Below are 24,916 nucleotides of genomic sequence, written 5' to 3' on the forward strand. Positions count from 1 at the left end.
GGCGGACTGGAGGAGAGGACGAGCTCGCCCGGACGCGTCGCGGTCCAGGTCGTGGAGAAATCCACGACCGACCCGGGAGGATCAGTTGGTTCCCTTGCCGCCGCACTTGCCGGTTGCGACATTGAAGTTGCCGCAGGACAGAGGCGCGCGCCAGTCGGAGATCAGGTCCTTCGAATCAGCCAGATAGTCGGACCACTCGTCACCCATCACCAGGCCAGGCGTCTGCGAGACGGTCTCGAACTGGCCGTCGGCCTGGATTTCGCCAATCAGCACCGGCTTGGTGATGTGATGGTTCGGCATCATGGTCGAATAGCCACCGGTCAGGTTCGGCACCGAGACGCCGATCACGGCGTCGATGACCTTGTCAGGATCGGTGGTGCCGGCCTTCTCGACCGCCTTCACCCACATGTTGAAGCCGACATAATGGGCTTCCATAGGGTCGTTGGTGGTGCGCTTGTCGTTCTTGATGAACTTGTGCCAGTCGGCGATGAACTTCGCGTTCTCGGGCGTATCGATGCTCTGAAAATAGTTCCAGGCGGCGAGATGGCCGACGAGCGGTGCGGTGTCGAGACCGGCAAGCTCTTCCTCGCCGACCGAGAAGGCCATGACCGGGATGTCCTCGGCCTTGATGCCCTGGTTGCCGAGCTCCTTGTAGAACGGCACGTTGGCGTCGCCATTGACGGTCGAGACGACGGCGGTCTTCTTGCCGGCCGAGCCGAACTTCTTGATCGCCGAGACCTCGGTCTGCCAATCGGAGAAGCCGAACGGCGTGTAGTTGACCATGATGTCTTCGGCGGCGACGCCCTTGGCTTTCAGATAGGCTTCGAGGATCTTGTTGGTGGTGCGCGGATAAACGTAGTCGGTGCCTTCAAGCACCCAGCGTTTCACCGAACCGCCGTCCTCGCTCATCAGATAGTCGACGGCCGGAATTGCCTGCTGGTTCGGCGCCGCACCGGTGTAGAACACGTTGCGCTCGCTCTCCTCGCCCTCATACTGGACGGGGTAGAACAGGATGTTGTCGAGCTCGCTGAACACCGGCAGCACTGACTTGCGCGACACCGAGGTCCAGCAGCCGAACACCGCCGCGACCTTGTCCTTGGAGATCAGCTCGCGCGCCTTTTCGGCAAACAGCGGCCAGTTCGAAGCCGGATCGACGACGACCGCTTCGAGTTTCTTGCCGAGAAGGCCGCCCTTTGCATTCTGCTCGTCGATGAGCATCAGCATGGCGTCCTTCAGCGTCGTCTCCGAAATCGCCATGGTACCCGACAGCGAGTGGAGAATACCCACCTTGATCGTGTCGTCAGCCGCCCTGGCCGGGAAACTCATCAGCAGGCCGGCCGTGACCGCGCCTGCCGAAAGCATTTTTGTTATTGTCGAGAAACTGCCCCTCATATTTCAAAACTCCCTAGCTGGTTGATCGCATCGCAAACAGGCTATGCAACGGCTGTGCCAACCGCGGCGGCAGAATCAAGTGGGCTTGGATTTCCCAGCCCTATCAGCCGGTTAATATATTAGCCGCCAAAGATAAGCGCCGCCGCCCGTGCTCTGCTTGAGAAAAAATTCCCCGCTCTCGCCTAATTTTTGATCACTCGCGAATTAACGCACCAATTTTGAGCAGAACCAGATCAAAGACGGCGAACCGTTGCAGCGCAGCAGGAAAATGGGGCAAGTTCGATCTTCAAACGAGCGACGTCATGGCCTCCAGGATTTCTTGTATTTTCAGCACCATGCTTCTGGCTGCAGCGAGCGGCAGTGCACACGCCGACTTCACAGATGGCAAATTGCCGGACGGTGCCTATCACTGCGAAGTATATCTGCTTGGCATGTTCCTCAGCCTTGGCGACATCACCGTCAAGGGCAATGTCTATAGCGGCCCGGTGAGCTTCGGAACCGCCCGGCAGGGCTACAACTATCAGATGGATGCCAATGGCGAGATCACCTGGTTAGGCCCCTTGGGCGGCTACACGACCGGCGGCAACTCGATCTCGCTCACGCAAGCCACGCTGGACGGTCAGATCAGCCCGTCCTTCGACATCATCATGAAGCAGCCTGACGGCGCCTTCACCGCCTCGACCTGCACGAAGCGTTGAACAGCCGACAAGAAGAGGCGCGAAACCTTGTGGGGTTCCGCGCGAGCAGGCAGTCGGGAGGGTATGGCTAAATGCTTTTGGCCGACATTTGTCCGGCAATGTACTCGGCCTGACGGATCGCCAGCGACACGATCGTCAATGTCGGATTTTCAGCCCCGCCCGTGGTGAACTGGCTGCCATCCGACACGAACAGGTTCTTGATGTCGTGCGCCTGGCCATGCTTGTTGACGACGCCGTCGGCCGCCTTCTCGCTCATCCGATTGGTGCCGAGATTGTGGGTTGACGGATAGGGTGGCGTCGGCAAGGTCCGCGTCGCCCCGACCGCCTCGTAGAGCGCCGAGCCCTGTTTGTAGGCGTGGTTGCGCATCGCCGTGTCGTTGGAATGGTCGTCGAAATGGACGTCCGCCACCGGCATGCCGTGCTCGTCCTTCATATCGGCATGCAGCGTGATGCGGTTTTCCTCGCGCGGCATGTCCTCGCCGACGATCCACATGCCGGCCATGTGGTCGTAGTGGTCGAGCGCCGTGGTGAAGGAACGCCCCCAGCCGCCGGGATTGAGGAAGGCGGCCATGAACGGCAGGCCGAGCGACAGCGTCTCGAGTTCGTAGCCGCCGACGAAGCCGCGCGAGGGATCGTTGCGGGCCTCATCGCGGATGATACCGGCCATGGTGGTGCCGCGATACATATGCACCGGCTTATCGAAGATGCCGTAGACCGAGCCGGTGGTGTGGCGCATGTAGTTCTTGCCGACCTGCCCCGACGAATTGGCAAGGCCGTCGGGAAACTGACTCGATGCCGAATTGAGCAGCAGTCGCGGGCTCTCGATCGAATTTCCGGCGACGGCGACGATGCGGGCCTTCTGTTCCCTCAGTCTGCCGTCCTTGTCGGCATAGACGACGCCGGTTACCTTGCCTGACGCATCGTGGTTGATGTTGATGGCCATGGCATTCGGCCTGACCTCGAGATGGCCGGTCGCCTCGCCCTTGGGAATTTCGCTGTAGAGCGTCGACCATTTGGCGCCCCATTTGCAGCCCTGGAAACAGAAGCCGGTCTGCTGGCAGGCATTGCGGTCGTCGCGCGGCTCGGAATTGATTGCCATCCGGCCGGTGTGGCACTCCTTGTAGCCGAGCTTGTCGGCGCCGGCCTTCATCACCTTGAAGTTGTTGTTGCCGGGAAGGCCTGGGATGTTGTTGGTGAGCGTCACGCCCAGTCTGTCTTCGGCCTTTGCGTAGTAGGGCTCCAGCTCGGCAAGCGTGATCGGCCAGTCGAGCAGGTTCGCGCCTTCCAGTTTTCCGTAGGTCGAAAGGGTTTTGAATTCGTGCTCCTGAAAGCGCAGCGAGGCGCCCGCCCAGTGCGCGGTCGAGCCGCCGACCGCCTTGACGATCCATGCCGGCAGGTTGGGGAAATCCTTCGCCACCCGCCAGTCGCCCGAGGTCGTGCGCTTGTCCGTCCAGGCGAGTTGGGCGAATGAATCCCACTCGTCATTGATGAAATCCTGGTATTCGTGACGGGCGCCCGCCTCCAGGATGACGACATCGATGCCCTTCTGCGCAAGTTCATTGCCGAGTGTGCCGCCGCCTGCGCCCGAGCCGATGATGACGACCACGCCGTCGTTCTTGAGATCAAATGGTGCTGTCATGGTTTCCTCCCATGATGTCTGTTGTGTGCGGTTGCGACGGGGCTCAGAGCCACTCGATGTCGTCGAACCCGCGCGCCATGTAGCCGCCCTTGGAGTAGGATTCGCCCTCGTAGCCGAAGATCGGCCAGACCTGCTTCTGGTTGTAGAGGCCGACGACAAGCCCGCCGCGGACGGCCTGGAAGAACGGCGTGTCCTGGATATCTCTGAGCACCGCAACGCGCTGCTCCTCCCAGCCGAGACCGGTGTAGCCGTCCTTGCCCGATTTCAAATCGAGATCTGCGACACCCTTTTCGATAAGGTCCTTGTGGGCAAGGTCCTTGCCGGCCTGCTCATCATGAGCCTTGACGGCGATTGCGTAATATTTGTCGGGCACTTGGTCGTGCGGGTAGATGTCGCGCGCCATCTGGATCAGGGTCGCCATGGTTTCGGGCTTGAGCGCGGATGTTTCGAGACCCCAGGCATGTTCCGGGCTGATGACGGCACTGCCTGAGATGACCAGCAACGCGCCGACCCCGCCGCGCTTCAGAAGCTCGCGGCGCGATAGCCCTGGCTTCTTTTCATGGACCGGCTTGCTCTCATAAATCGTGACCATTTTGTTCCTCCCTTGCTTGCTATTTGCACCCGAAGGTGCCCTGGCTGGCGCCGCGCTGGCCGGCGCGGCTGTAGTACCTCCTATCTGAACCGGCCCTGACGCTGCAGGACCTCGATCTTGTAGCCATCGGGATCCTCGATGAAGAAGAAGCGCGCGAGCAGCGCTCCGTCGCGGTTGAACTCGACGATCTTCTTCGGGCCGAGGCCAAGCGCGCCGAGCCGGTCATGTTCGCTGTCCAGATCGGCGACAGAAACCGCGAGGTGGCCGTAGCCGTCACCGAGCGCATAAGGCTCCTGGCGGCCCTTGTTGACGGTGAGCTCGACTTCGAGCTCCGCCTCGGCATTGCTCAGATAGACGAGCGTAAAGGTTTCGAAATCGAGCCGTTCGGCGACGTCCAGTCCAAACGCTTTCCGGTAGAAATCGACGGACCGGGCCTCGTCCAGAACCCGGATCATGGTGTGGATCGCCTTCGCCAAATGACACTCCGTGCGGTAAGCGCGATGTGCGCGTGAGCGTATTATGCGCGGGTTGCGGCAAACGTGGTGGCAGCCGATTACCACGCGCTAATCTAAAGACGGGGTGGGAAACCGCTAAGGACGAAAGTCCGATTGCTGTTTTCCGCTTTCCAGCTGAAGATAATTGGCCACGATAGGCACTGTTCAAAGGCGCGAATCGCTGCTGATTGCGCCCAAAATCAACAAGGATGGCCAGAACCAGCAAGAACGGCCAAACCAATAAGAACGGGAGGTAACGATGTGCAGGGTTTTTGCCGGGCAGGATCCGGAGGGTTACCGGCAGATCAACCGGTCGATACGCATCGACGGGCATTCGACCAGCATTCAGCTTGAGGCGACGTTCTGGGCATTGCTCGACGAGATCGCCGACAGCCAGGGCCTGACAACGCCGAAATTCATTTCGAAGCTCTATGACGAGGCCATCGAGATCAATGGCCAGATTCCGAACTTCGCCTCTATGCTGCGCACGACCTGTGCTCTCTATCTGCGCGGCCATCGGCCCGGCATCGAAGAACACGCGGCGCCGAAGCGCCAAGCAGCTTAGCTTTCGATCGCGACATCGAGCGCCAGCCGGGTCATATCGGTGAAGAGCGCCTGGCGTTCGGAATAGTCGGTCTGCTCGCCGGTCACCACATTGTCGACGACAGTCAGGACCGACAGGGCCCTAGCGCCGAAATGCGCGGCGATGCGATAGAGCGCGCTGGTCTCCATATCCACGGCCAGCGCGCCCTGTGCCTGCGCTTCGGCGAAGCGGTCGCGCCCCCGGGGATGATAGAATATGTCGCTGCAGATGGTCAGCCCCGCCCGATGTTCGATGCCGATTTCGGCAGCCCGGGCCAAGGCTTGGGAAAACAGCTCCGGATCGGGTCCGGCATCAGCATCATAGAGCCCAAAGACCTGGCCGCTCTCGGCACTTTCACCCCGCACCGATTGCGAGATCACTAAACTGCGCAGTTTAACCGCGGCAGTCAGGGCACCACAGGTACCGGTGCGGATCAGGGTCCTCACGCCATGGAAGTCAAGCAATTCATGCGCGTAGATCAGGAATGACGAGACGCCGATGCCGGTGGACTGGATGCTGACGGGCTTGCCGCGAAACAGGCCGGTAAAACCGAGGGCCTCCCTTCGACGGTTGACGCAGCGCCGCGCCTCGAGAAAGGTTTCGGCCATCCATTCGGCACGCTGCGGATCGCCCGGCAACAGCACTGTTGCGGCATAATCGCCCTTGCCTGCCTCGTTGTGCGGCGTCACGGCATGCTCCCCCAAAACCCGCCGCCTGTTTCCCCCAATATCATGGCAGTCTCACGCCATTTCGCAAGTGCGAATTAGTGAGCCCTAAGATTCCAGCACATCCTTGACGATTGTGGCCAGTTGCTTGAGCGAAAACGGCTTCGGCAGGAAACCGAAATGCGCGTCTGCCGGCAGGTTCTTGGCGAACGCGTCCTCCGCGTAGCCGGAAACGAAGACGAATTTGATGTCCGGCTGCCGCTTCCGCAATTCGCCAAGCAGCGTCGGCCCATCCATTTCCGGCATCACCACATCGGAAACGACAATGTCGACCTTGCCGCCGAGCGCCTCGAAGATTTCCAGCGCCTCGACGCCCGAGGACGCTTCGTGGACGGTGTAACCGCGCGACGTCAGCGCCCGCATGCCGCCCATGCGCACGGCATCCTCGTCCTCGACGAGCAGCACCGTGGCCGAACCTGACAGGTCCTTGGCTGCGTCGGCGATCTTTGCCGGTGCAGCCGGCGCCTCGCCGGGTTCGCCTGCCGTTCTCGCCTCAGCAATGTAGCGCGGCAGGAAGATGCGGAACACCGATCCTTTGCCGACCTCGGAATCGCAGAAGATGAAGCCGCCTGTCTGCTTGATGATGCCATAGACCATCGACAGGCCGAGGCCGGTGCCCTTGCCGACCTCCTTGGTGGTGAAGAAGGGTTCGAAAATCTTCTTGAGCACTTCAGGGGCGATGCCGCTGCCGGTGTCTTCAACTTCGACCACCACATAATCGGCCGGCGCAAGTTCGCGGTAGGGAAGGCTCTTGCTCTCCTCTGTGGTCACGTTGCGGGTGCGCACGGTGAGTTCGCCGCCGTTCGGCATCGCATCGCGCGCATTGACCGCCAGATTGACGACCACCTGCTCGAATTGCCCGATGTCGACCTTCACCGGCCACAGATCGCGACCATGATCGACCTTCAGCTTGATGTCGTTGCCGACCAGACGGGCCAGCAGCATCCGCAGATCGGCAAGCACGTCGGTCAGGTTGAGCACCTCCGGCCGCAGCGTCTGCTTGCGCGAGAAGGCCAGAAGCTGCCGCACCAGCGAGGCCGCCCGGTTGGCGTTCTGCTTGATGTTCATGATGTCGGGGAAGGACGGGTCCGACGGGCGGTGGTTGGTCAACAAGAGGTCCGACGCCATGATGATGGCGGTCAGCACATTGTTGAAGTCGTGTGCGATGCCGCCGGCGAGCTGGCCGACCGCCTGCATTTTCTGGCTTTGCGCCATCTGGCCCTCGAGCGCCTTCTGCTCGGTGGTCTCGACGGCGTAGACGATGGCCGATTCTTCGGCGCCCTCGCCGGTGCCGTCGGCAACCGCGTTGACGTAGAAGCGCATGTGCCGTTCTTCGTTGCCGGGCAGCAGCGTGTCGATCGGTTCGATATCGGCCTGCCGTTGCCGCGCTTTCTCAAACGCCGCGGCAAAGGCGGGGCGGTCGCGCTCATGGATCACCGTGTCCAGCCGCACGCGCCGATCGACCGCGTCCCCGTCGACGACGGAGGAAAACAGCGACAGGAAAGGCGCGTTGGTGCGCAAGATGCGCCCGCGGTTGTCGACAGCCGCTATAGCCATCGGCGTCGAATTGAAGAAGCGGGTGAAGCGGATCTCCGAGGCGCGCAGATCGGCGGAAGCGTCCTCGCCTTGCGTCCGGTTGAGCACGATGGTGCGCATCGGACCGTTGGCGCCCTCGCGGCTGGCCGAAACCCGATGCATGAAACGCACGGGCAGCGCCTCGCCCTTCACTGTCGTCAGATCGAGATCGATGACCGCATTGCGGGTGGTGCCGGGATCGGCCTTGACCGAGCGGACCAGCGCCATGCCGTCGCCGGCGACGATCTCCGGAAGCGTGACGGCACCAGGCGTGAAGCTCGTCAGGTCGATGCCCAGCCACTCTGCAAGCGTGGCGTTGATGTAGGTGACGCGGCCTTCCTGGTCGGCTGAAAAGAAGCCTGCAGGCGCATGGTCGAGATGGTCGATGGCCTCCTGCAGATCAAGGAAGAACCGCTCCTGCTCGGCCCGTTCTTTCGAGATGTCGGCGAGTTGCCAGGCGAGCAAGGGCAGCCGCTGGCCGGGGACGCTGAAGGCGCGGGCGCGGACACGGTACCAGCGCGCGCCCGGCTCAGCGCCGAGTCGAATGGATTGGGCAAGCCGAAACTCACCGTCGCCGGGCTGGCCGTCGCGCAGGCCGGAGGCGAGCCGGTATATGGTCACCGAGGCCTCGGGAACATCGGAAAGCAACCCTTCGACGGTCTTTAGATCCGCCGCGGAAGCCGCGCCCGTCATCTCGGCATAGGCCCGATTGGCGTAGACGACACGACCCTTGGTGTCGGTGACCAGAAGGCCCTGCGACATTGAATCGACGAAGGCTTTCGACAGCTCGTCACTCGTCGAGCGCGGTGTGATCTGCACGAAGCCGATGGCGGTGGCGAACAGGAAGCCGACACCAATCATTGCCAGCACGCCAAGCATTCCAAGCAGGAATGGATCGCCAAGACGCTCTCTAAAAAGGCCGAAAACGATCGCCGCTCCTGTCAGGACAACGATGAAGACGATGAGCCGGGTGACCGCGCCCGGTCGCGTGTTCTGGTCGACGATCGGTACCGGATAGAAATCGCCGCGCGCTTCCTTGGCCATGTGCCCCCTGCTCGTGAATTCCGGTACTTGCCCCTGCCCGGTTGAATCACATTCTCAGGGTCCGGAAAAGGCCTTGGCGGCAAATGTCCGCTAAAATTGACACCCGTTCGGCGCCTGGTGCGGTGAATCCGAAATTCGCATCATGCTGGTCCGACGCGGAGGGAATTTCGGATTTATCACACCAGCAACTTGCTGAAAAATCCAGTGTCGTGGATTGAAGTGGGAACGCTGACGCCCTCAATTCGCAGAAACTTAAAATCCACCTCATGGGTGTTTCAAGCTGTTCACGAAGCGCGAAACGTAACTTGCAGTCGCGTGCCGCAACAGTCTAGTGTCGCGTCTTCTTCGAAAGCTGATTTTGGGGGCACCAATGCTGCAGTGGCTGGATAGCGTGGCGGGTCCTGGTTATGCCGCGGCAATCCTGTGGACCTTTGTCGCGCTTGTCCTTGTGGTCATCGTTCTCCTCATCATCAAGCTGGTCCGCAATCTGACCTTTGGAACATTCGTTGCCGGCGGCAGGAACCGCAAGACGCGGCTGGCCGTGATGGACGCCACCGCAGTCGACAGTCACCGCCGGTTGGTGCTGGTGCGCCGCGACGATATCGAGCACCTGCTGCTGATCGGCGGCCCGACCGACGTCGTCGTCGAACGCGACATCAGGCTGTCGGCGCTGCGCCGTCCTGCACTGACCGGAGATGGCGGCGGCCATCAGCCGGCACCGCCGCCGCGCGCGCCTCAACCGGCTCCTGCGCCAGTGAGGCAAGCACCGTCTCCGCAGCCGGCAAGCACGGCCCCAACGCCTGTCCGGCCGCATCAGCCCGCACCGGCGCCGGCGCCGAGGCCGGCAGCGCAAAGCCCTCAATCGGCGACCATCACGCCGCTGCCCGCCTACGCCAATGCCGTTCGGTACGCGCCATCGCCGGCAAGACAGGATTCCCCGGCAAAAGAGGATTCCATTGACGATACACTGATGAGGGAACTCGAGGTCTCGTTGGATGAGCCGCACCCCGCCAAGCCGGAGAGCAAGCCCGCGGCGAAAGCGCCGTCGTCCCTCGATGACGAGATGACGAAGCTTCTCGGCGAGCTGTCCAGCCAGAAAAGATAACCGGCCAACAGCTCACAAAAAATGGCCGGAGACCGGCCATGACAAAATTCGCTATTGGCTGCTTTTTGACGCTTCGCCCGTTTAGACGCTTCGCCGGTGCTTCAGTCGTCGCGGTAGACCTTCTCGCGGCGTTCGTGGCGCTCCTGCGCCTCGATCGAAAGGGTCGCGATCGGACGCGCATCGAGCCGCTTCAGTGCGATGGGCTCGCCGGTTTCCTCACAATAGCCGTAAGTGCCTTCATCGATGCGCTGAAGCGCAGAATCAATCTTTGAAATGAGTTTCCGCTGGCGATCGCGGGCGCGAAGTTCGATGGCGCGGTCGGTTTCCGAAGAGGCGCGATCGGCGAGATCGGGGTGGTTGGCGTTTTCCTGCTGCAGGATTTCAAGAGTTTCGCGCGCTTCGCGCAGTATGTCGTTCTTCCAGGTGACGAGCTTCAGGCGAAAGTAGGATTTCTGCCGCTCGTTCATGAACGGCTCGTCTTCGGAGGGTACGTAATCGGCGGTAACGATGTCGTTCATTCGACTCACCCAACAGCCCCAATTTTGGCGCCTATATATTCGCGGACCGAATGCTGCACAAGCGCAATCGACGACAGTTTCACGCAATTGTTAATCTCGGCCAAAATGCTATGGGGCGCATCATTCGCATGAAGGGCGCCACCGAATTCGCGTATGATTCGCTGGGTTTGAAGGGTGCCGGCCATTGTGCGCAAGGCGTTTCTCATGACTAATCCCGCAGCGCCTTTTGACGAGTTTCGGTGTTTGGCACAAGCGAGGAACCGGTGAGCAAGCTTTATCTGCTGAGGCATGCGAAGGCCGGATGGGCCCTGCCGGGCATGCGCGATTACGATCGTCCACTCGACGCATCCGGCGTCGCCGACGCCGAAACGATGGGTGCGGTCATGCGGGCCTGCAACTACATTCCGGACCTAACCCTTTGCTCGAATGCAAAACGAGCGCGCCAAACGCTTGAAGGCCTGGCCGGTCACACCGATACGGGCCGGGTTCTGTTCCTGGAGACGCTCTACAGCGAGGATGCCGCCGGCTATCTCAACCTCATCCGCGGCAATGGCGGGCCAGGCTCGCTGCTCGTCGTCGGCCACAACCCGATGACGGAAGATCTCACTATTGCGCTTTCGGGTGACGGCGACGAGGCTGCGAGGGGAATGCTGAACCACGGCTTCCCGACCTCCGGCCTCGCGGTCGTCCGTTTTCCAGGCAGTCTTGCCAACGCCTCGCAGGGCACCGGCTATCTCGAAACCTTCCTGTCGCCGGCCGATCTCTGACGCCATTTCAAACGCAGCGTGGTGGATTTGAAGTTCCTGCCACTTCAATGGCATCAGCGTTCAGGAACTTCAAATCCAAAACAACTTGAAACAATGGTTTGCTAGTGTGGCTTAGAATCCGAAATTCGCTCACTGCGCTGCTCCAAGGTACTGCGAATTTCGGATTCGCCACACTAGCCGGCAGCGCCTATATCGGGGCGTACCGAAGCCCCGAGAGACCGCATTTTGGCATCATCGCTGACCACTTTCACCGACGAGGCGAAGATTGCCCTGGATACGCTGTCGGGGCGCGCTACCGGGCTTTTTTCGCCATCGCTGCGGCTGGGTGTTACCGGCCTCTCCCGCGCCGGCAAGACGGTGTTCATCTCAGCCTTTGTCCACAATCTGATCCATGGCGGGCGGTTGCCGCTGTTCGAGGCGCAGAAATCGGGACGTATCGCCCGTGCCTTCCTCGAAGAGCAACCCGATGACGCCGTGCCGCGATTCCAGTACGAGGACCACATCGCAGCCCTGGTCAACGACCGCCTGTGGCCGGATTCGACACGTGCCATTTCTGAGCTGAGGCTTACCATCGAATATGAATCGGCCTCTGGCTGGAGCCGCATGTTCTCATCAGGCAGATTGTCGGTCGATATCGTCGACTATCCTGGGGAATGGCTGCTTGACCTGCCGCTGCTCGGCAAATCCTACGCTGATTTCTCACGCGAAGCCTTTGACATGGCCGTGCTACCGGTGCGCGCCGACCTTTCGCAGGAATGGCGCGCGCTCTCCGCCGCAGTCGACCCGAATGCCGACGCCGACGAGATGACGGCGCGAGGCCTCGCCGAGAGCTTCGCCGCATATCTCAAGGCATGCAAGCTCGACGATCGGGCGCTTTCGACCCTGCCACCCGGCCGTTTCCTGATGCCCGGCGATCTTGAGGGCTCACCGGCGCTGACCTTCGCGCCGCTGCCGGGCCTGAGCGAGCGGCGGGCGCGGTCCGGGTCGCTTCAGGCGATGATGGAGCGGCGCTACGAGGCCTACAAGACGCATGTCGTAAAGCCGTTCTTCCGGGAGCACATCACGCGCCTCGATCGTCAGATAGTTGTGATAGACGCCTTGCAGGCCTTGAATGCGGGGCCAGGCGCGATGGCCGATCTCGAACGTGCGGTGACCGAAATCCTCGCCTGCTTCCGCCCCGGTCGCGGCAATTTCCTGACCGACTTTTTTTCAAGGCGCATCGACCGCATATTGGTAGCGGCGACAAAGGCGGACCATCTGCACCACGAAAGCCATGACCGGCTGCAGTCGATCGTGCGGCGGCTTGCCGACCGTGCCGTGGCGCGGGCGAATTTCACCGGCGCCGATGTCGACGTGGTCGCCCTGGCGGCGGTGCGAGCGACCCGGGAAGGCACGGTCAAGCAAGGCCGTGAGACGCTGCCGGTCATCATTGGCACACCGTTGAAAGGTGAAAAGATCAACGGCGAAACATTTGATGGTAGAACAGAAACAGCCATATTTCCCGGTGACTTACCGGAGAAAATTGATGCAGTGTTCGATGTCTCTGGACCAGACCGTCGGCAGAACCCAGGCCATCGGCAAAGCCCAAGCCATCGGCAGGGCAATGAGGACCCGGCGATCCGCTTCGTGCGTTTTCGCCCGCCAAAACTCGAACGCACTGCCGAAGGCGTCACGCTGTCGCTGCCGCATATCAGGCTCGACCGCGCCCTGCAGTTCCTGATCGGAGATCATCTGGCATGACCGCGCCCCGCAAGCCGGCGGCATTTCGCATCGAACCGGAAGCCCAGCCAAAGCAACAGGCAGCCTTGCGCCAGCCCGACGTCGCTGCGGCCAGAAAACCACGCACCGTGAACGCTGATCTTGCCGTCGTCACGCCGGCGGAAATCGACGTTTTCGACGAGCCGGACATCATCGCCGCCGAACCGCCGCCGGCGACCGCGCCGCGGCAGCGTTCGATATCAGGCAGTCTGTTCTTCGGCGCATTGGGCGTTCTGGTTTCGCTGGCCCTCGGCCTATGGACCGACCAGTTGATTCGCGATCTGTTCGCGCGTGCCGAATGGCTGGGCTGGCTGGCCGCCGGCATGGCCGTGATCGCACTGCTCGCGCTTCTGGTCATCCTTGCCCGAGAGTTCCTGGCGATCGCCCGCCTCGCCGAGGTCGAAAAGCTGCAGAAGCGGGCGCTCGACGCCATCGCCCGCGACGATCCGAAGGCCGCTCGCGCCGTGGTCGACGAACTCTCGGCCTTTGTCGCGGCCAAGCCCGAAACCGCGGCCGGCAGACGGGCGCTGGCAGACTTGCGCGACGAGATCATCGACGGTGGCAATCTGGTGCGCCTGGCCGAGACCGAAATCCTCGGCCCCCTCGACGCGCGCGCCAAGGTGATGATCCTCGAAGCGGCGAAGCGTGTGTCGCTGGTGACGGCGGTCAGCCCTCGCGCTCTGGCCGACGTCGCGTACGTCGTGTTCGAAGCCGGCCGGCTGATTCGCCGCCTGTCGGAGCTTTATGGCGGCCGGCCGGGCACGCTGGGGTTCTTCCGGCTGGCACGCAGCGTTCTCGCCCATCTGGCGGTGACCGGCTCGATTGCCGTCGGCGACAGTTTCGTGCAACAGATCGTCGGCCATGGCCTTGCCGCCCGGCTCTCGGCAAAACTTGGCGAAGGCGTTGTCAACGGCATGATGACGGCGCGCATCGGCATTGCTGCGATGGAAACCGCAAGGCCTCTGCCCTTCAGCGCCGCGAGGCGGCCCGGCATGGGCGATTTCCTGTCCGCGCTGACATCATTTGCAACCAAAAAGCAGAAGGAAACATCCGCTTCCGACACGTGACAACCGTCTCCGACGTCGCACGTCCTGCTAGGCACGCAAGGGGACGCTGCAGCACTGATCGCAGCGCAAATCGCTTCCGACTTTCGGGCTCATGCGCAAGCGGTGACGAAGCATTAACCAATCTTGTTCATGGTCGGACCGGTTCCAAACTAGTCTCTTTGTTGCCGGGTGTCGTCGATGAAAAGCGTGATCTTGTCTAGCATCCTGCCCATGGCAGTCGTGGTTTCAACAACCGCCGGCATGGCCGAAAAGACCTTTGCAGCAGAACGGGACAAGAAGTTCTTTCAATCGGTGAAAGGCGAATGGGTCGGCCCGGGGGAGATTGTCGCCGGGAAATACAAGGGCACGAAATTCACCTGCAATTTCACCGGTTCGACGCCGGACGGCAAGATCGGCATGTCGCTCGACGGCGGTTGCCGGGTCGGCATATTCACCCAGCAGATGTCGGCAACGATCCAGCACAAGGGCCGCGAGGGCTACAAGGGCAGCTTCATGGGCGGTGCCGCCGGTTCCGGTCTCGACATCATCGGCGGCAACGTGGTCAGCGCCAACAAGGTCGTCTTCACCATCAACCGCAACCAGTTGCGCGGCGTCATGCAGGCTCTTGTCCCCAACGACAATTCGATGACTGTGACGGTTGCGGTGCGCGTCGACCAGCAATTGGTGCCGGTCATCGGCATGAAGCTGAAGCGCGTCGATACGCTCGAAGTCGGCTCCATCGCGCCGAACTGACCGATCGTCAGCGCATCCAGGGAACTTGCGGCGCGGCGCCCGCCTGCCACACTGCTGCACCAGTTTCCGGATTCGGACTGTTCGATCTCAGCCGAAGCCCCTATCTTGGCTGCTCGATGCCGCAGCACGTGCAGCGGTCCTTAGAGAGAACGGAACGGCAGGCATGGCGGCAGAAGCAGCGGGCAGCGACCTGATCCACGTCGTGGCGCTGCTCGCCGCCGGTGTTGTCGCCGTACCGATCTTCAAGCGCGCCGGGCTCGGTTCAATCCTCGGCTATCTGGCGGCCGGCGTGGTCATCGGCCCGTTCGGCACCGGCATCTTTTCCGAATCGGAAGCCATTCTTCACGTCGCCGAGCTCGGCGTCGTCATGTTCCTGTTCATCATCGGGCTGGAGATGCAGCCGTCACGGCTGTGGGGCCTCAGGCGAGAGATCTTTGGCCTTGGGGCATTGCAGGTCGGCGTGTGTGCGCTGTTGCTGACCGGAGTAGGACTGGCGGGAGGTTTTCCGGTCTCGCAATCCTTCGTCGCCGGCGCCGGTTTCGTGCTGACCTCGACGGCGATCGTCATGCAGCTTTTGGAGGAACGCGGTGAGATCGCCGCGCCCAAAGGCCAGCGCATCGTCTCCATCCTGCTGCTCGAAGACCTGGCGATCGTCCCGCTGCTGGCCCTGATCGCTTTCCTGGCGCCGGGCGGCGCCGATATGAGCGTGACGCAGCGGCTGACGGAGGTGGGCATCGGTCTTGCCGCCATCGTCGGGCTGGTGCTGGCCGGGCGTTATCTGCTCAATCCGTTCTTCCGCATCCTGGCGGATGCCCGCGCCCGCGAAGTGATGACCGCCGCCGCCCTTCTGGTCGTTCTAGGATCGGCGCTTGCCATGCAGCTCAGCGGCCTGTCGATGGCGATGGGCGCTTTCCTGGCTGGCGTGCTGTTGTCGGAATCCACCTTCCGCCATCAGCTCGAGGCCGACGTCGAACCATTCCGCGGTGTGCTGCTTGGGCTGTTCTTCCTCGCTGTCGGCATGTCGCTCGACCTGCACGTGGTCGCCCAGAACTGGCGGCTTGTCGCCATCTACGTCGTCGCCTACATGGTGATAAAGGCGATCGGCATCTACCTCGTCGCCCGCATCCTCAAGACCGGCCACCGGGAGGCGCTCGAGCGTGCCGTCTTCATGGCGCAAGGCGGCGAATTCGCCTTCGTTCTCTATTCCGCCGCCGCGGCGGTCGGCATCATCGACAGCCAGGCTAACGCGACGCTGACGGCGATCGTCATCATCTCCATGGTGCTGACGCCGCTGGCCATTCTGGCATTGCGATATCTGACGCCGCGCGACGAGCAGTCGATCGAAGGCGTCGACATCGCCGATGGCCTAACCGGCAGCGTGCTGATCATCGGCTTCGGCCGCTTCGGCCAGATCGCCAGCCAGCCGCTGCTGTTGCGCGGGATCGACGTCTCGATCATCGACAATGAGGTCGAGATGATCCAGGCGGCGGCCGATTTCGGTTTCAAGGTCTATTATGGCGACGGCACGCGGCTGGACATTCTGCGTGCCGCAGGCGCCGGCCGCGCGCGCGCCGTATTGATCTGCGTTGACAAGCCCGACGTCGCCGTCCGCATCGCAAAGCTCATCAAGGCGGAGTTTCCCCTGCTCACCGTGCTGGCACGCGCTTTCGACCGCGGAACCGCACTGCAGTTGATACGTGCCGACGTCGATTTCCAGATTCGCGAAACCTTCGAATCAGCGCTTGTCTTCGGCGGCTCCACGCTGGAAGCGCTGGGCGTCGAGCCGGAGGAAGTCGCCGAGGTGATCGAAGATGTCCGCCACCGCGATGCTGCCCGTTTCGAGTTGCAGCTCGCCGAAGGCGTTCGCGCCGGAGCGCGCTTCCTCAAGGGCAATATCGGCACGCCCATCCCGACACCGCTCAGCCAGCCGCGCCGCACCGGTCAGGCGCTCAATGAAGAAACCGCCGGCGTTCTGCACAAATCCGAGCCTGCGGACTAAACACGTGGAGAGCAAACAGATGACCGAACTGGACGAGCGCGCGCTCTCCGTCACCAAATTCTGGCGTGACGCCGGGACAGAAGCATGGTTCGAGAAGAATGACGCCTTCGACGTGGAGTTCCGCAACCGGTTTCTTGACCTGCATTACGCTGCCGCGCGGCGTGAATGCGACGACTGGTCGGAGCGTGCCGAAGGTTCACTGGCGCTGATGATCCTGCTCGACCAGTTCCCACGAAACTGCTTTCGCGGCACCGGCCATATGTATGCCACCGACCCGCTGGCAAGGCATTTTGCCGAAAAGGCGATCGCCGCCGGCCAGGATCTGGCGCTCGAAGAAGAGCTTCGCGTCTTCCTCTATTTGCCTTATGAGCATTCGGAGCATCTCGCCGACCAGCTCAAATCGGTGGACCTCACCACCGCCAAAGCCCAATCCTATCTGAAGTACGCGGTCGAGCACCTGGAGATCATTCAGCGCTTCGGCCGCTTTCCGCATCGAAACAGGATGCTTGGCCGCGAGACGACGCCGGAGGAACAGGTGTTCCTCGACGGCGGCGGGTTTTCCGGCTGAGATCAGTGCATCGGAGCCAAAAGTGGTTAGCGGTTTTGGTCCGTCAGCCACCAATCCCGGCCGGACGGCAATTGCTCGATGCCGGCGCTGTCGAGAGCGGCAAGCCGCTCCGCCACGCTCCTGCCGTCGACGGTGAGGTCAGGCGCGATCTCGGCCAGCGGCGCTAGAACGAAAGCGCGCTCCAGCATGCGCGGATGCGGCACATCCAGCCCGGTTTCGTGGATGATCCGATCGCCGAACACCAGAATGTCGATGTCGATCAGCCGTGGACCCCAGCGCTCCTCGCGCACCCGCTTCAGCCTGCGCTCGACGTCGAGACAGAGATCGAGCAATGCATGTGGTGCGAGCACGGTCGAAATTTCGGCGGCCGCATTGAGAAAATCCGGCTGGTCGAGCTTGCCCCAGGGCGGCGTGCGGTAAAGCGAGGAGACGACAACGACGCGCGTGCTCTCGTCGGCATCCAGCATGCGCAGCGCAGCGCCCATCGACCTTGCCGGGTTGCCGAGATTGCCGCCAAGGCTGAGGTAGACCGTATTATTCGGGCCAGACAACGGTCACCTCGACATGATCGAGTACGCCGGGCACCGGCGCGTTCGGCTTGCGCACCGTAATCTCGGCCTTTTTGATCTGGGGAAACCTGGCTGTCAGCGCCCGGGCCACCTCCAGCGCCAGCGCTTCTATCAGAAAACGCCTCTCCCCGGTTATGATCCTTTCGATCACCCCGAAGGCAACGCCATAGTGGACGGTATCCTCGATGGAATCGTCGACCAGCGCGCGGCCGGGTTCGACGGTGAGCGCAGCGTCGACATAAAAGCGCTGGCCGAGCGTCTCCTCCTCATCCAGCACGCCGTGCCGAGCGAAGAAGGCGCAATTTTTCATGCGGATGACATACATCGCTCAGCGTCCTGCTCGATTGGAGCGATGCACGTCCGCTTGACGCACAGACTACGCTCTAAGGCTTTTAATCTACGCATCCTGCTGGAATCAATTTCGATTTTGCGAGCTATGCGGCGATTTCACGCGCCAGCATAGCATCCGCAACCGCCAGAGCATCCACATTGATTGCGACATCGTGGACGCGAAAAAGCTGCGCGCCCTTGAGCCTCAGTATGACGCTCGTCGCCGCTGTTCCGGCGCCCCTGGCCGAAGCGTCGCGGCCGGTGACGGCGCCGATGAAGCGCTTTCGCGATGTGCCGGCCATCAACGGAAAGCCCAAGGCATCGAGCTCGGAAAACCGTGCCATCAGATCGAGATTTTCCTCCGCGGTTTCCTTGGCGAAGCCAAAGCCCGGATCGAGCACGATCTGGTCGTCGGCAACGCCGCTTCGCCGGGCGATTTCCAGGGACTTCCCGAGGAAGAAAAACTGATCCTCGATCACGTCGAGCAGTTTTTGCCTGTCACGCCCGGTGTGCATGATGACAAGCCCGGCGCCGGTCTCGGCCGCGACCCGGGCGATGCCCGGTTCGCGCTGCAGGCCCCAGACGTCGTTGAGGATATGCGCGCCGGCGGCAACGGCAAGCCGGGCGGTGTCCTCGCGATAGGTGTCGACCGAAATCAGCGCCTCGCCGAGCCCGGCGAGCGCCTCGATGACAGGCAGCACGCGGGCCTGCTCTTCCTCGATGGCTACCGGAGTTGCGCCGGGGCGTGTCGATTCCCCACCGACGTCAATGACGGAGGCCCCCTCTTCCACCATCCGGCGCGCCTGAGCGACCGCCTGTTCGGGCGCAACGAACAGCCCGCCGTCGGAAAAACTGTCCGGCGTGACATTGAGGATCCCGACGATCACCGCGTTGCCGGCAAGGTCGAGATGGCGCCCATGCGCCAACTGCCATCGCCCTGTCGTCATCATCGTCATTGTCGATCAACCATGTGTGATCCACCAAAGATCAATTCCATTGCGTCGGCAACGGCCGTAGCGCAAGGTAGGCAAAGAGGCAACACGATGAAACGATCCCTGCTTTGCGCACTGATGCTTGCTTGTTCCGCCTTGCCGGCGGGCACGGCGAATTTAGTAAAGACATATAGCTATTTCAGCATCGGCGGCAGAACGCTCGATGATATCGGATCCCAGCTTACGAAACTCGGGCCCCAGGTGAAAAGCACAGGAATGCGGCATCCAGGCGCCACGCAGATGGCGTTCACCACCCGCGTCAGCTATGCGGAAAAATCGAACTCCTGCGCGATTGCCGACGCCAATGTCACCGTCAAGGTCAAGGTGATCCTTCCCGAGTGGCGCCGCCCGCGCAAGGCTGATGCCGGCGTAAGGCTGTTTTGGGATACATTATCCGCCGACATCAAGCGCCATGAGGACCGTCATGTCGAGATCGCCAAGAATCATGCCAGCGAACTCGAGAATGCGCTGAAGGCGACCCACCCGCGCAAGACTTGCCAGGAGGCGAAGGCCAGGGCAGCGGAGATCTCCGCCGCTATTCTTGCCAAGCACGACCGCGCCCAGATGCAATTCGACCGCGTCGAAACCATCAATTTCGAAAGCCGTATCCTGCGGCTGATGCGTTATCGCATGCAGCGGATCGAAAACGGCCGGCTGCCGGGTTAGCTTCGGCCAGATGGCAAGATCGATCGTCGCGGAGTAAGACCTCAGCCGGCGACGCCGAGCTTCTTCTGCAGGCTGGTCGACGACGTCGTATACTGGAATACGATGCGCTCGCCGGGGCTGACGATGCGCTTGGCCGCCTGCGCCATCAGGGCGACCTCATGGAAGCCCGACAGGATCAGCTTCAGCTTGCCGGGATACCAGTTGATGTCGCCGACGGCGAAGATGCCCGGTACCGACGTCTGGAATTTCTCGGTGTCGACTGGGATCAGGTTCTCGTGAAGATTGAGCCCCCACTCGGCGATCGGTCCGAGCTTCATGGTCAGGCCGAAGAACGGCAGCATCCGAGTGCACGACACCTCGGTGTCACCGTCGGGTCCCTTGATGGTCGCCGCCGAGAGATGGCCGTCCGTGCCGGTCAGCCCAGTCACCTGCCCGACCTGGAAATCCAGTTCCTTCATTTCCTGCATAGCGTACATCTTGTTGACGCTGTCGGGCGCCGCGCGGAACTCCGGCCGCCGGTGGACCAGTGTCACGCTCTTGGCCACCGGCTGCAGGTTCAGCGTCCAGTCGAGCGCCGAATCGCCGCCGCCGACGATAACCAGGTCGTGGCCGCGGAATTCCTCCATCCGGCGAACCGAGTAGAAGACGCTCTTGCCCTCATAAAGCTCGATGCCCGGAATTGGCGGCCGCTTCGGCTGGAACGAGCCGCCGCCGGCGGCGATAACCACAACCTTGGCTTCAAACACCTCGTTCTCGTCGGTGATGACGCGAAAGCTGCCGTCCTCGAGCTTTTCGAGGCCCGAGACCATACGGTTAAAAGTGAAGTCGGGCTTGAACGGCGCGATCTGCTCAAGCAGCCTGTCGACCAGGCCCTGGGCCGAGATCGATGGCCAGCCGGGAATGTCGTAGATCGGCTTTTCCGGATAGAGCTCGGCGCATTGCCCGCCGGGCCGATCGAGGATGTCGATCAGATGGCATTTCATGTCGAAGAGGCCGAGCTCGAACACGGCGAACAGGCCGACAGGCCCTGCCCCGACAATCAATACGTCCGTTCTGATGATATCGGTCATGAATGCGCCTTCGATGCGCATGACCCCGAAAATCGGACTCGATTCTCGCCGGGGATCCTGCGCCAAATCACGGTGCTACAGCGTGCTTTGCGTGTTCCAGGGAACGTGCGGCCCGCTGTAGAGAACGGCGCGACACTGCATGACCATTGGCCCGCTGCCAAGCCGGGGCCGGAAAAATCGGCTATATCTAGCGCTTAAGCCTCCACGCTTCAGCCTTCACGCCTCAGCCTTGGCGGGCGGGCACGCGCACAACCAGGCCGTCGAGAGCGTCGCGCACCTTGATCTGACAGGAGAGCCGTGAATTCGGCTGGACGTCGTAGGCGAAGTCCAGCATGTCCTCTTCCATCGCTTCCGGCTCGCCGACCTCCTCCGTCCATGCCTCGTCGACATAGACATGGCAGGTTGCGCAGGCGCAAGCGCCGCCGCATTCGGCCTCGATCCCCGGCACGGCGTTGCGGATCGCGTTCTCCATGACGGTCGAGCCGTTTTCGGCATCCACGTCAAAATGTGTGCCGTCATGGGCGATGAAGGTCAGCTTGGTCATTTGTCACCTGAAGGGAGTCCCAGCCGAGATAATCACTCCGGCAGACAAGTCAACTGCGGCGCGAAAGCGGCGCTCTATGCCGTTTTTTTCGGAAATGGGTTTAACGGCTGATGGCGGCGACGAAATCGCGGACTTCTTCGATCAGGGAGCCAAGCCGCTTGAGGGTATTGGTATCTTCAGGTTGAAGTTCGATCGCGCTGGCGCAATCGGCAATAGCGAAGGCGCCGACGCCGCGCGCCGAGCCTTTCAGCCCGTGCGCCAGGAGCAGTCTTTGCTTCACATCGGCGTCGACGATCCTGTCGCGAACCGACAGCGCCTGCTGCACGAACAATGCCAGCACCTCCTGTTCGAGGCTGCGGTCGCCCATCGTCTGGCGCGCCAGATGCGCCAGGTCCACCGGCCGCGACCCGGCCGTTCCCGACACATCGCCGCCGGGCATCGAGAAGGCAATGCCGTTTTCGCCACGCATGACTCTGCAACTCCGTTCTTCCAGCCGCCAAAAATAGGCAGCCGCCAAAAAATAGGCCCATCCTGTGGACGACGGGTTAATGATTGGCCCGGAAAAATGTTGCGCTAGCGGCGCCGAAATCACAGTTCCGTTAACCTTATATTTAAAGTTTTACGTATCGCACCGAATGCATGTTTTCTTTACCCCGGTGTGTCATTACGATACGAAAGGTCCATTTTCAGCCTCTTGCGTGGGACACGAAAAGCAAAATCAATAAGTCCCGCGGCAGCTTGTACAGGGTAGCGAAGGTATGGCGAAGAAAACAACGACGACAAAAACGCTCGACAATGACGTAGCCAGGGAACTCGAAAAAGCACTTGATATCGATTTGAGCGGCGATGCCGGCGGCGACCTCGACATCGCAGCGTCGATGGAGGACCTTGAAGCGCAGATATCGCAGGCCGCCGACGAGTTGGCACGCGAAGGCCGTAGCCAGGATGCCGAGCCTGTCGCCAACCAGAGCCAGAATGCCGAGCCTGTCGTCAGCCAGAGCCACAAGACCGAGCCTGCCACCAATCAGGATCACAAAGCCCAAGACCAGAAAGCAGAACCCGCGGCAAACGCCGAGCCGGCGGACTCGCGCCCTGCTGAACTGCGCCCTGTGGAAACGCGCCCTGTTGAAATGCGCCCTGTTGAAACTCGAAACGGCACGCAGCCGGCCGGCTTCACGCCGGCCAATGACCCTCGTCAAAAAGATTACAAGACGCTGCTGCACACCCTCAATCGGCGTGCCTCGAACACGATCTACTGGGTCGTGGCGCTCGTTTCGCTCGCCTGGATCGCGGGCGCCGGTGCATTGGCCAATCTGTTGTTTGGCCCAAGCATTTGGCAAATCCGCACCCCCGACCAGTTTTTCGCCCGTCCCGAACTGATTGGCCTGGCGATCGCTGCGATCCTGCCCGTCCTCCTGTTCTGGGCGTTTGCAGCCATGATTCGCCGCGCGCAGGAGATGCGCATCGCCGCTCAGTCGATGACGGAAGTGGCCTTCCGCCTGACCGAGCCGGAACAAATCGCCCAGGATCGCGTCATGATGATCGGGCAAGCCGTCCGCCGCGAGGTTGCTGCGATGGGTGAAGGCATCGAGCGCACGCTTGCGCGTGCGGTCGAGCTCGAAACCCTTGTCCACAGCGAGGTCAACCAGATCGAACGCTCCTATTCGGAGAATGAATCCCGCATCCGCTCGCTTGTCGACGGGCTGGGCAGCGAGCGCGAGGCAGTGGTGACCCACGCCGAACGCGTGCGCGCCACGATCACCGGCGCGCATGAGACGCTGAAGGACGAAATCGGGGCTGCCAGCGACGTCATTCGCGACAGCATCCTCAACGCCTCGACCAACCTGTCGATGACCATCACCAATTCCGGCGACACGCTGATCGACAGGATCAATCAAAGCTCGCTGTCGATCTTCGATTCGGTGGAAGGCCGGCTCGAATCGATCACTGACCGGCTGTCGACCTCCGGCGAAGCCTTCGCCAGCCTTCTCGACACACGCATCGCCAAGCTGACGGAGACGACCGACGGCCTCACCCGGTCGCTGACCGATCTGCTCGACGATCGGACCTCCGGCATGGTGTCGCTGCTCGGCGGCGCCGCGCGCACGCTCAACTCCGAATTTGAAGCCAGCCTTGACGGCATCGAGCGGACGCTGGCCGAACGCGGCCAGGCGCTGATTAGTGAGTTCCAGACCCGCGCCGAAGCGCTGGACACCGGTACTCAAAAGCTCAACGCCGCGCTCGAGGCCCGCGCACGCCAGATCAACGAGACCCTGGTCGAGCGCGCGCGCGAAATCGCCCATACCTTCCAGGAGAGCAAGGAGACGCTTTCGGCGATGATCGATCAGGGCAAGACCCAGATCGGCGCCGACATGGCCGACATCGTTTCGTCGACCTCGTCGATGCTCGAAGCACGCGCAGGCGATTTCGCCGGCCGCATGGAAGCGGCCCGTCATGTGGTGTCACGCTCCTTCGACGCCGACATCCAGCGGCTTGCCGATGCCCGCGTCGGCATCGAGGAGGCTGTCGAGAACCACAGCCGCAAGCTTTCCGAAAGCCGCGAACACATGACGGCGGCCATGCAGGCCGATCTGGAGAAATTCGCCGAAAGCCGCGCCGGCATCGACGCGGCTGTCACCGACCAGGTGCAGAAGCTTGCCGAAGGCCGCAACCTGATCTCGCGCGCCCTCGAGGAGGATCTGCGCAAGGTCAACGAGTCGCGCGCCGCCATCGATGCGTCGCTCGGCAGCCATCTCGAGCGGCTCGAAGAGGGCCGCAACAGGCTTTCGCAGGCCTTGAACGAAGACTCCGGAAAACTTGTACAAGCCCGCACGATCATTGACGAAATGGTTGCCGGCCATGTTGGCAAGCTCGCCGAAGGCCGCAGCATTCTTTCACGCGCTCTCGATGCCGATCTCGGCAAGCTGGCCGACAGTCGCGCCAGCATCGACGGCCTGGTCGCTGGCCAGGTCGAGAAGATCGCCGAAGGTCGCGCCTTACTCGCCAAGGCGTTGGAAACTGACATTGTCGGCATCAAGGGTCTCATCGAGACCCATTCCGCCAAACTGGCGGAAGACCGCAGCGAGCTTTCGCGTTCGCTCGAAGACGACCTGTCCGGCATCCGAGGCCTGATCGAGGACCATTCGGGCAGGCTCGCCGACGATCGTAGCCTGCTTTCGCAAACGCTCGAGGCAGACCTTGCCAAATTGGCGGAAAGCCGGTCGAGCATCGACGGGCTGGTCGCAGGTCAGGTCGAGAAGCTGGCCGAAGGCCGCAACATCCTCAAGCGCGCGCTCGAATCCGATCTCAACACGATCAAGGAGGTCATATCAGGCCAGTCGGAAAAGCTGGCGGAAGACCGTGGTCAGCTCTCGAAGGCGTTGGAAACCGACCTGCAGAGCGTCAATGGCCTTATCTCCGATCACATGAACAGGCTCGCCGAGGACCGCTCAATCCTGTCGAAGGCGCTCGAAGACGATCTCGCCAAGC

23 protein-coding genes and 1 pseudogene are annotated in these 24,916 nt (G+C 61.9%); 11 read left to right on the forward strand and 13 right to left on the reverse strand.

The features are described from left to right. Positions 1-81: 81 nt before the first annotated feature. Complete coding sequence (gene urtA / locus NMG80_RS22710; RefSeq protein ID WP_254020179.1) at positions 82-1,392, reverse strand: urea ABC transporter substrate-binding protein; 1,311 nt, start codon at positions 1,390-1,392, stop codon at positions 82-84. A gap of 302 nt (positions 1,393-1,694) precedes the next feature. Between urtA and NMG80_RS22715 the strand changes: the two genes are divergently transcribed. Further along, the gene (locus NMG80_RS22715; RefSeq protein WP_254020180.1) at positions 1,695-2,090 is read left to right on the forward strand and encodes a hypothetical protein; all 396 of its coding nucleotides are present in this window, start codon (positions 1,695-1,697) and stop codon (positions 2,088-2,090) included. A gap of 67 nt (positions 2,091-2,157) precedes the next feature. Here the strand turns inward: NMG80_RS22715 and NMG80_RS22720 are convergent, their stop codons facing one another. The 3 genes from NMG80_RS22720 to NMG80_RS22730 form a co-directional block, all read right to left on the reverse strand. Then, positions 2,158-3,729 (reverse strand): GMC family oxidoreductase, encoded by a 1,572-nt coding sequence (locus tag NMG80_RS22720; RefSeq protein ID WP_254020181.1) that lies wholly within the window; start codon positions 3,727-3,729, stop codon positions 2,158-2,160. 43 nt (positions 3,730-3,772) lie between these two features. Then, entirely contained in the window at positions 3,773-4,321 is a 549-nt protein-coding gene (locus NMG80_RS22725) for a gluconate 2-dehydrogenase subunit 3 family protein (RefSeq protein ID WP_254020182.1), read from the reverse strand. Between the two features lie 80 nt (positions 4,322-4,401). Then, a complete protein-coding gene (locus tag NMG80_RS22730; protein ID WP_254020183.1) occupies positions 4,402-4,797 on the reverse strand; it encodes a VOC family protein in 396 nt (131 codons plus the stop codon). 277 nt (positions 4,798-5,074) lie between these two features. Between NMG80_RS22730 and NMG80_RS22735 the strand changes: the two genes are divergently transcribed. Beyond that, positions 5,075-5,380, forward strand: a complete 306-nt coding sequence (locus tag NMG80_RS22735) for a ribbon-helix-helix domain-containing protein (RefSeq protein ID WP_254020184.1) — start codon at positions 5,075-5,077, stop codon at positions 5,378-5,380. On the opposite strand, the gene NMG80_RS22740 is transcribed toward NMG80_RS22735, so the two are convergent. Both NMG80_RS22740 and cckA read right to left on the reverse strand, forming a co-directional pair. After that, entirely contained in the window at positions 5,377-6,087 is a 711-nt protein-coding gene (locus NMG80_RS22740) for a purine-nucleoside phosphorylase (RefSeq protein ID WP_254020185.1), read from the reverse strand. The two genes, NMG80_RS22735 and NMG80_RS22740, sit on opposite strands and share 4 nt — an antisense overlap. Before the next feature lie 84 nt (positions 6,088-6,171). Further along, on the reverse strand, positions 6,172-8,742 hold the full coding sequence (cckA, locus tag NMG80_RS22745) for a cell cycle histidine kinase CckA (RefSeq protein WP_254020186.1): 2,571 nt from the start codon (positions 8,740-8,742) through the stop codon (positions 6,172-6,174). Between the two features lie 370 nt (positions 8,743-9,112). On the opposite strand from cckA, the gene NMG80_RS22750 reads away from it, so the two are divergent. Further along, on the forward strand, positions 9,113-9,847 hold the full coding sequence (locus NMG80_RS22750; protein ID WP_254020187.1) for a flagellar biosynthetic protein FliO: 735 nt from the start codon (positions 9,113-9,115) through the stop codon (positions 9,845-9,847). Positions 9,848-9,948: 101 nt separating this feature from the next. Here NMG80_RS22750 and dksA read toward each other — a convergent pair whose 3' ends face one another. Continuing rightward, on the reverse strand, positions 9,949-10,365 hold the full coding sequence (gene dksA, locus NMG80_RS22755) for an RNA polymerase-binding protein DksA (protein WP_006202025.1): 417 nt from the start codon (positions 10,363-10,365) through the stop codon (positions 9,949-9,951). A 263-nt stretch (positions 10,366-10,628) separates the two neighbouring features. Here dksA and NMG80_RS22760 point away from each other — a divergent pair, with 263 nt between their 5' ends. From NMG80_RS22760 to NMG80_RS22785, 6 genes are all read left to right on the forward strand, one after another. Then, on the forward strand, positions 10,629-11,132 hold the full coding sequence (locus NMG80_RS22760; RefSeq protein WP_254020188.1) for a SixA phosphatase family protein: 504 nt from the start codon (positions 10,629-10,631) through the stop codon (positions 11,130-11,132). Positions 11,133-11,357: 225 nt separating this feature from the next. Beyond that, a complete protein-coding gene (locus NMG80_RS22765) occupies positions 11,358-12,872 on the forward strand; it encodes a YcjX family GTP-binding protein (RefSeq protein WP_254020189.1) in 1,515 nt (504 codons plus the stop codon). After that, complete coding sequence (locus NMG80_RS22770; protein ID WP_254020190.1) at positions 12,869-13,957, forward strand: YcjF family protein; 1,089 nt, start codon at positions 12,869-12,871, stop codon at positions 13,955-13,957. The genes NMG80_RS22765 and NMG80_RS22770 overlap by 4 nt, the downstream gene beginning before the upstream one ends. 177 nt (positions 13,958-14,134) lie before the next feature. Further along, positions 14,135-14,689, forward strand: coding sequence for a hypothetical protein (locus NMG80_RS22775; protein ID WP_254020191.1), 555 nt, complete (start codon positions 14,135-14,137; stop codon positions 14,687-14,689). A 163-nt stretch (positions 14,690-14,852) separates the two neighbouring features. Beyond that, positions 14,853-16,688: a monovalent cation:proton antiporter-2 (CPA2) family protein gene (locus NMG80_RS22780; protein WP_254020192.1), complete on the forward strand. Its 1,836-nt coding sequence runs from the start codon at positions 14,853-14,855 to the stop codon at positions 16,686-16,688. A gap of 19 nt (positions 16,689-16,707) precedes the next feature. After that, positions 16,708-17,256 carry a DUF924 family protein gene (locus NMG80_RS22785; RefSeq protein WP_254020193.1) on the forward strand — a complete coding sequence of 183 codons (549 nt, stop codon included), beginning with the start codon at positions 16,708-16,710 and terminating at the stop codon, positions 17,254-17,256. Between the two features lie 26 nt (positions 17,257-17,282). On the opposite strand, the gene folK is transcribed toward NMG80_RS22785, so the two are convergent. The 3 genes from folK to folP form a co-directional block, all read right to left on the reverse strand. Continuing rightward, positions 17,283-17,807: a 2-amino-4-hydroxy-6-hydroxymethyldihydropteridine diphosphokinase gene (gene folK / locus NMG80_RS22790; RefSeq protein ID WP_254020194.1), complete on the reverse strand. Its 525-nt coding sequence runs from the start codon at positions 17,805-17,807 to the stop codon at positions 17,283-17,285. Continuing rightward, a complete protein-coding gene (gene folB, locus NMG80_RS22795; RefSeq protein WP_126106424.1) occupies positions 17,791-18,150 on the reverse strand; it encodes a dihydroneopterin aldolase in 360 nt (119 codons plus the stop codon). Before folB ends, folK begins: the two co-directional genes overlap by 17 nt. Positions 18,151-18,259: 109 nt before the next feature. Beyond that, entirely contained in the window at positions 18,260-19,102 is an 843-nt protein-coding gene (gene folP / locus NMG80_RS22800) for a dihydropteroate synthase (RefSeq protein ID WP_254020247.1), read from the reverse strand. Positions 19,103-19,198: 96 nt separating this feature from the next. Between folP and NMG80_RS22805 the strand changes: the two genes are divergently transcribed. Further along, entirely contained in the window at positions 19,199-19,813 is a 615-nt protein-coding gene (locus NMG80_RS22805) for a DUF922 domain-containing Zn-dependent protease (protein WP_254020195.1), read from the forward strand. A gap of 41 nt (positions 19,814-19,854) precedes the next feature. Here NMG80_RS22805 and NMG80_RS22810 read toward each other — a convergent pair whose 3' ends face one another. The 3 genes from NMG80_RS22810 to NMG80_RS22820 all read right to left on the reverse strand — a co-directional run bounded on the left by NMG80_RS22810 (position 19,855) and on the right by NMG80_RS22820 (position 21,896). After that, positions 19,855-20,883: an NAD(P)/FAD-dependent oxidoreductase gene (locus tag NMG80_RS22810; protein WP_254020196.1), complete on the reverse strand. Its 1,029-nt coding sequence runs from the start codon at positions 20,881-20,883 to the stop codon at positions 19,855-19,857. Between the two features lie 223 nt (positions 20,884-21,106). Beyond that, the gene (locus NMG80_RS22815; RefSeq protein WP_254020197.1) at positions 21,107-21,427 is read right to left on the reverse strand and encodes a 2Fe-2S iron-sulfur cluster-binding protein; all 321 of its coding nucleotides are present in this window, start codon (positions 21,425-21,427) and stop codon (positions 21,107-21,109) included. A gap of 100 nt (positions 21,428-21,527) precedes the next feature. Then, on the reverse strand, positions 21,528-21,896 hold the full coding sequence (locus NMG80_RS22820) for an Hpt domain-containing protein (protein WP_254020198.1): 369 nt from the start codon (positions 21,894-21,896) through the stop codon (positions 21,528-21,530). 289 nt (positions 21,897-22,185) lie between these two features. On the opposite strand from NMG80_RS22820, the pseudogene NMG80_RS22825 reads away from it, so the two are divergent. Beyond that, a pseudogene (locus NMG80_RS22825) lies at positions 22,186-24,916 on the forward strand (kinesin); the annotation flags it as partial.

The organism is Mesorhizobium escarrei, assembly GCF_935825525.1.
GTDB lineage: Bacteria > Pseudomonadota > Alphaproteobacteria > Rhizobiales > Rhizobiaceae > Mesorhizobium > Mesorhizobium escarrei.

Coding starts and splice junctions, on each gene's coding strand:
- urtA (WP_254020179.1), bottom strand. CDS start 1,392: ATGAGGGGCAGTTTCTCGACAATAACAAAAATGCTTTCGGCAGGCGCG.
- NMG80_RS22715 (WP_254020180.1), top strand. CDS start 1,695: ATGGCCTCCAGGATTTCTTGTATTTTCAGCACCATGCTTCTGGCTGCA.
- NMG80_RS22720 (WP_254020181.1), bottom strand. CDS start 3,729: ATGACAGCACCATTTGATCTCAAGAACGACGGCGTGGTCGTCATCATC.
- NMG80_RS22725 (WP_254020182.1), bottom strand. CDS start 4,321: ATGGTCACGATTTATGAGAGCAAGCCGGTCCATGAAAAGAAGCCAGGG.
- NMG80_RS22735 (WP_254020184.1), top strand. CDS start 5,075: ATGTGCAGGGTTTTTGCCGGGCAGGATCCGGAGGGTTACCGGCAGATC.
- cckA (WP_254020186.1), bottom strand. CDS start 8,742: ATGGCCAAGGAAGCGCGCGGCGATTTCTATCCGGTACCGATCGTCGAC.
- NMG80_RS22750 (WP_254020187.1), top strand. CDS start 9,113: ATGCTGCAGTGGCTGGATAGCGTGGCGGGTCCTGGTTATGCCGCGGCA.
- dksA (WP_006202025.1), bottom strand. CDS start 10,365: ATGAACGACATCGTTACCGCCGATTACGTACCCTCCGAAGACGAGCCG.
- NMG80_RS22770 (WP_254020190.1), top strand. CDS start 12,869: ATGACCGCGCCCCGCAAGCCGGCGGCATTTCGCATCGAACCGGAAGCC.
- NMG80_RS22775 (WP_254020191.1), top strand. CDS start 14,135: ATGAAAAGCGTGATCTTGTCTAGCATCCTGCCCATGGCAGTCGTGGTT.
- NMG80_RS22780 (WP_254020192.1), top strand. CDS start 14,853: ATGGCGGCAGAAGCAGCGGGCAGCGACCTGATCCACGTCGTGGCGCTG.
- NMG80_RS22785 (WP_254020193.1), top strand. CDS start 16,708: ATGACCGAACTGGACGAGCGCGCGCTCTCCGTCACCAAATTCTGGCGT.
- folB (WP_126106424.1), bottom strand. CDS start 18,150: ATGTATGTCATCCGCATGAAAAATTGCGCCTTCTTCGCTCGGCACGGC.
- folP (WP_254020247.1), bottom strand. CDS start 19,102: ATGACGACAGGGCGATGGCAGTTGGCGCATGGGCGCCATCTCGACCTT.
- NMG80_RS22805 (WP_254020195.1), top strand. CDS start 19,199: ATGAAACGATCCCTGCTTTGCGCACTGATGCTTGCTTGTTCCGCCTTG.
- NMG80_RS22810 (WP_254020196.1), bottom strand. CDS start 20,883: ATGACCGATATCATCAGAACGGACGTATTGATTGTCGGGGCAGGGCCT.
- NMG80_RS22815 (WP_254020197.1), bottom strand. CDS start 21,427: ATGACCAAGCTGACCTTCATCGCCCATGACGGCACACATTTTGACGTG.
- NMG80_RS22820 (WP_254020198.1), bottom strand. CDS start 21,896: ATGCGTGGCGAAAACGGCATTGCCTTCTCGATGCCCGGCGGCGATGTG.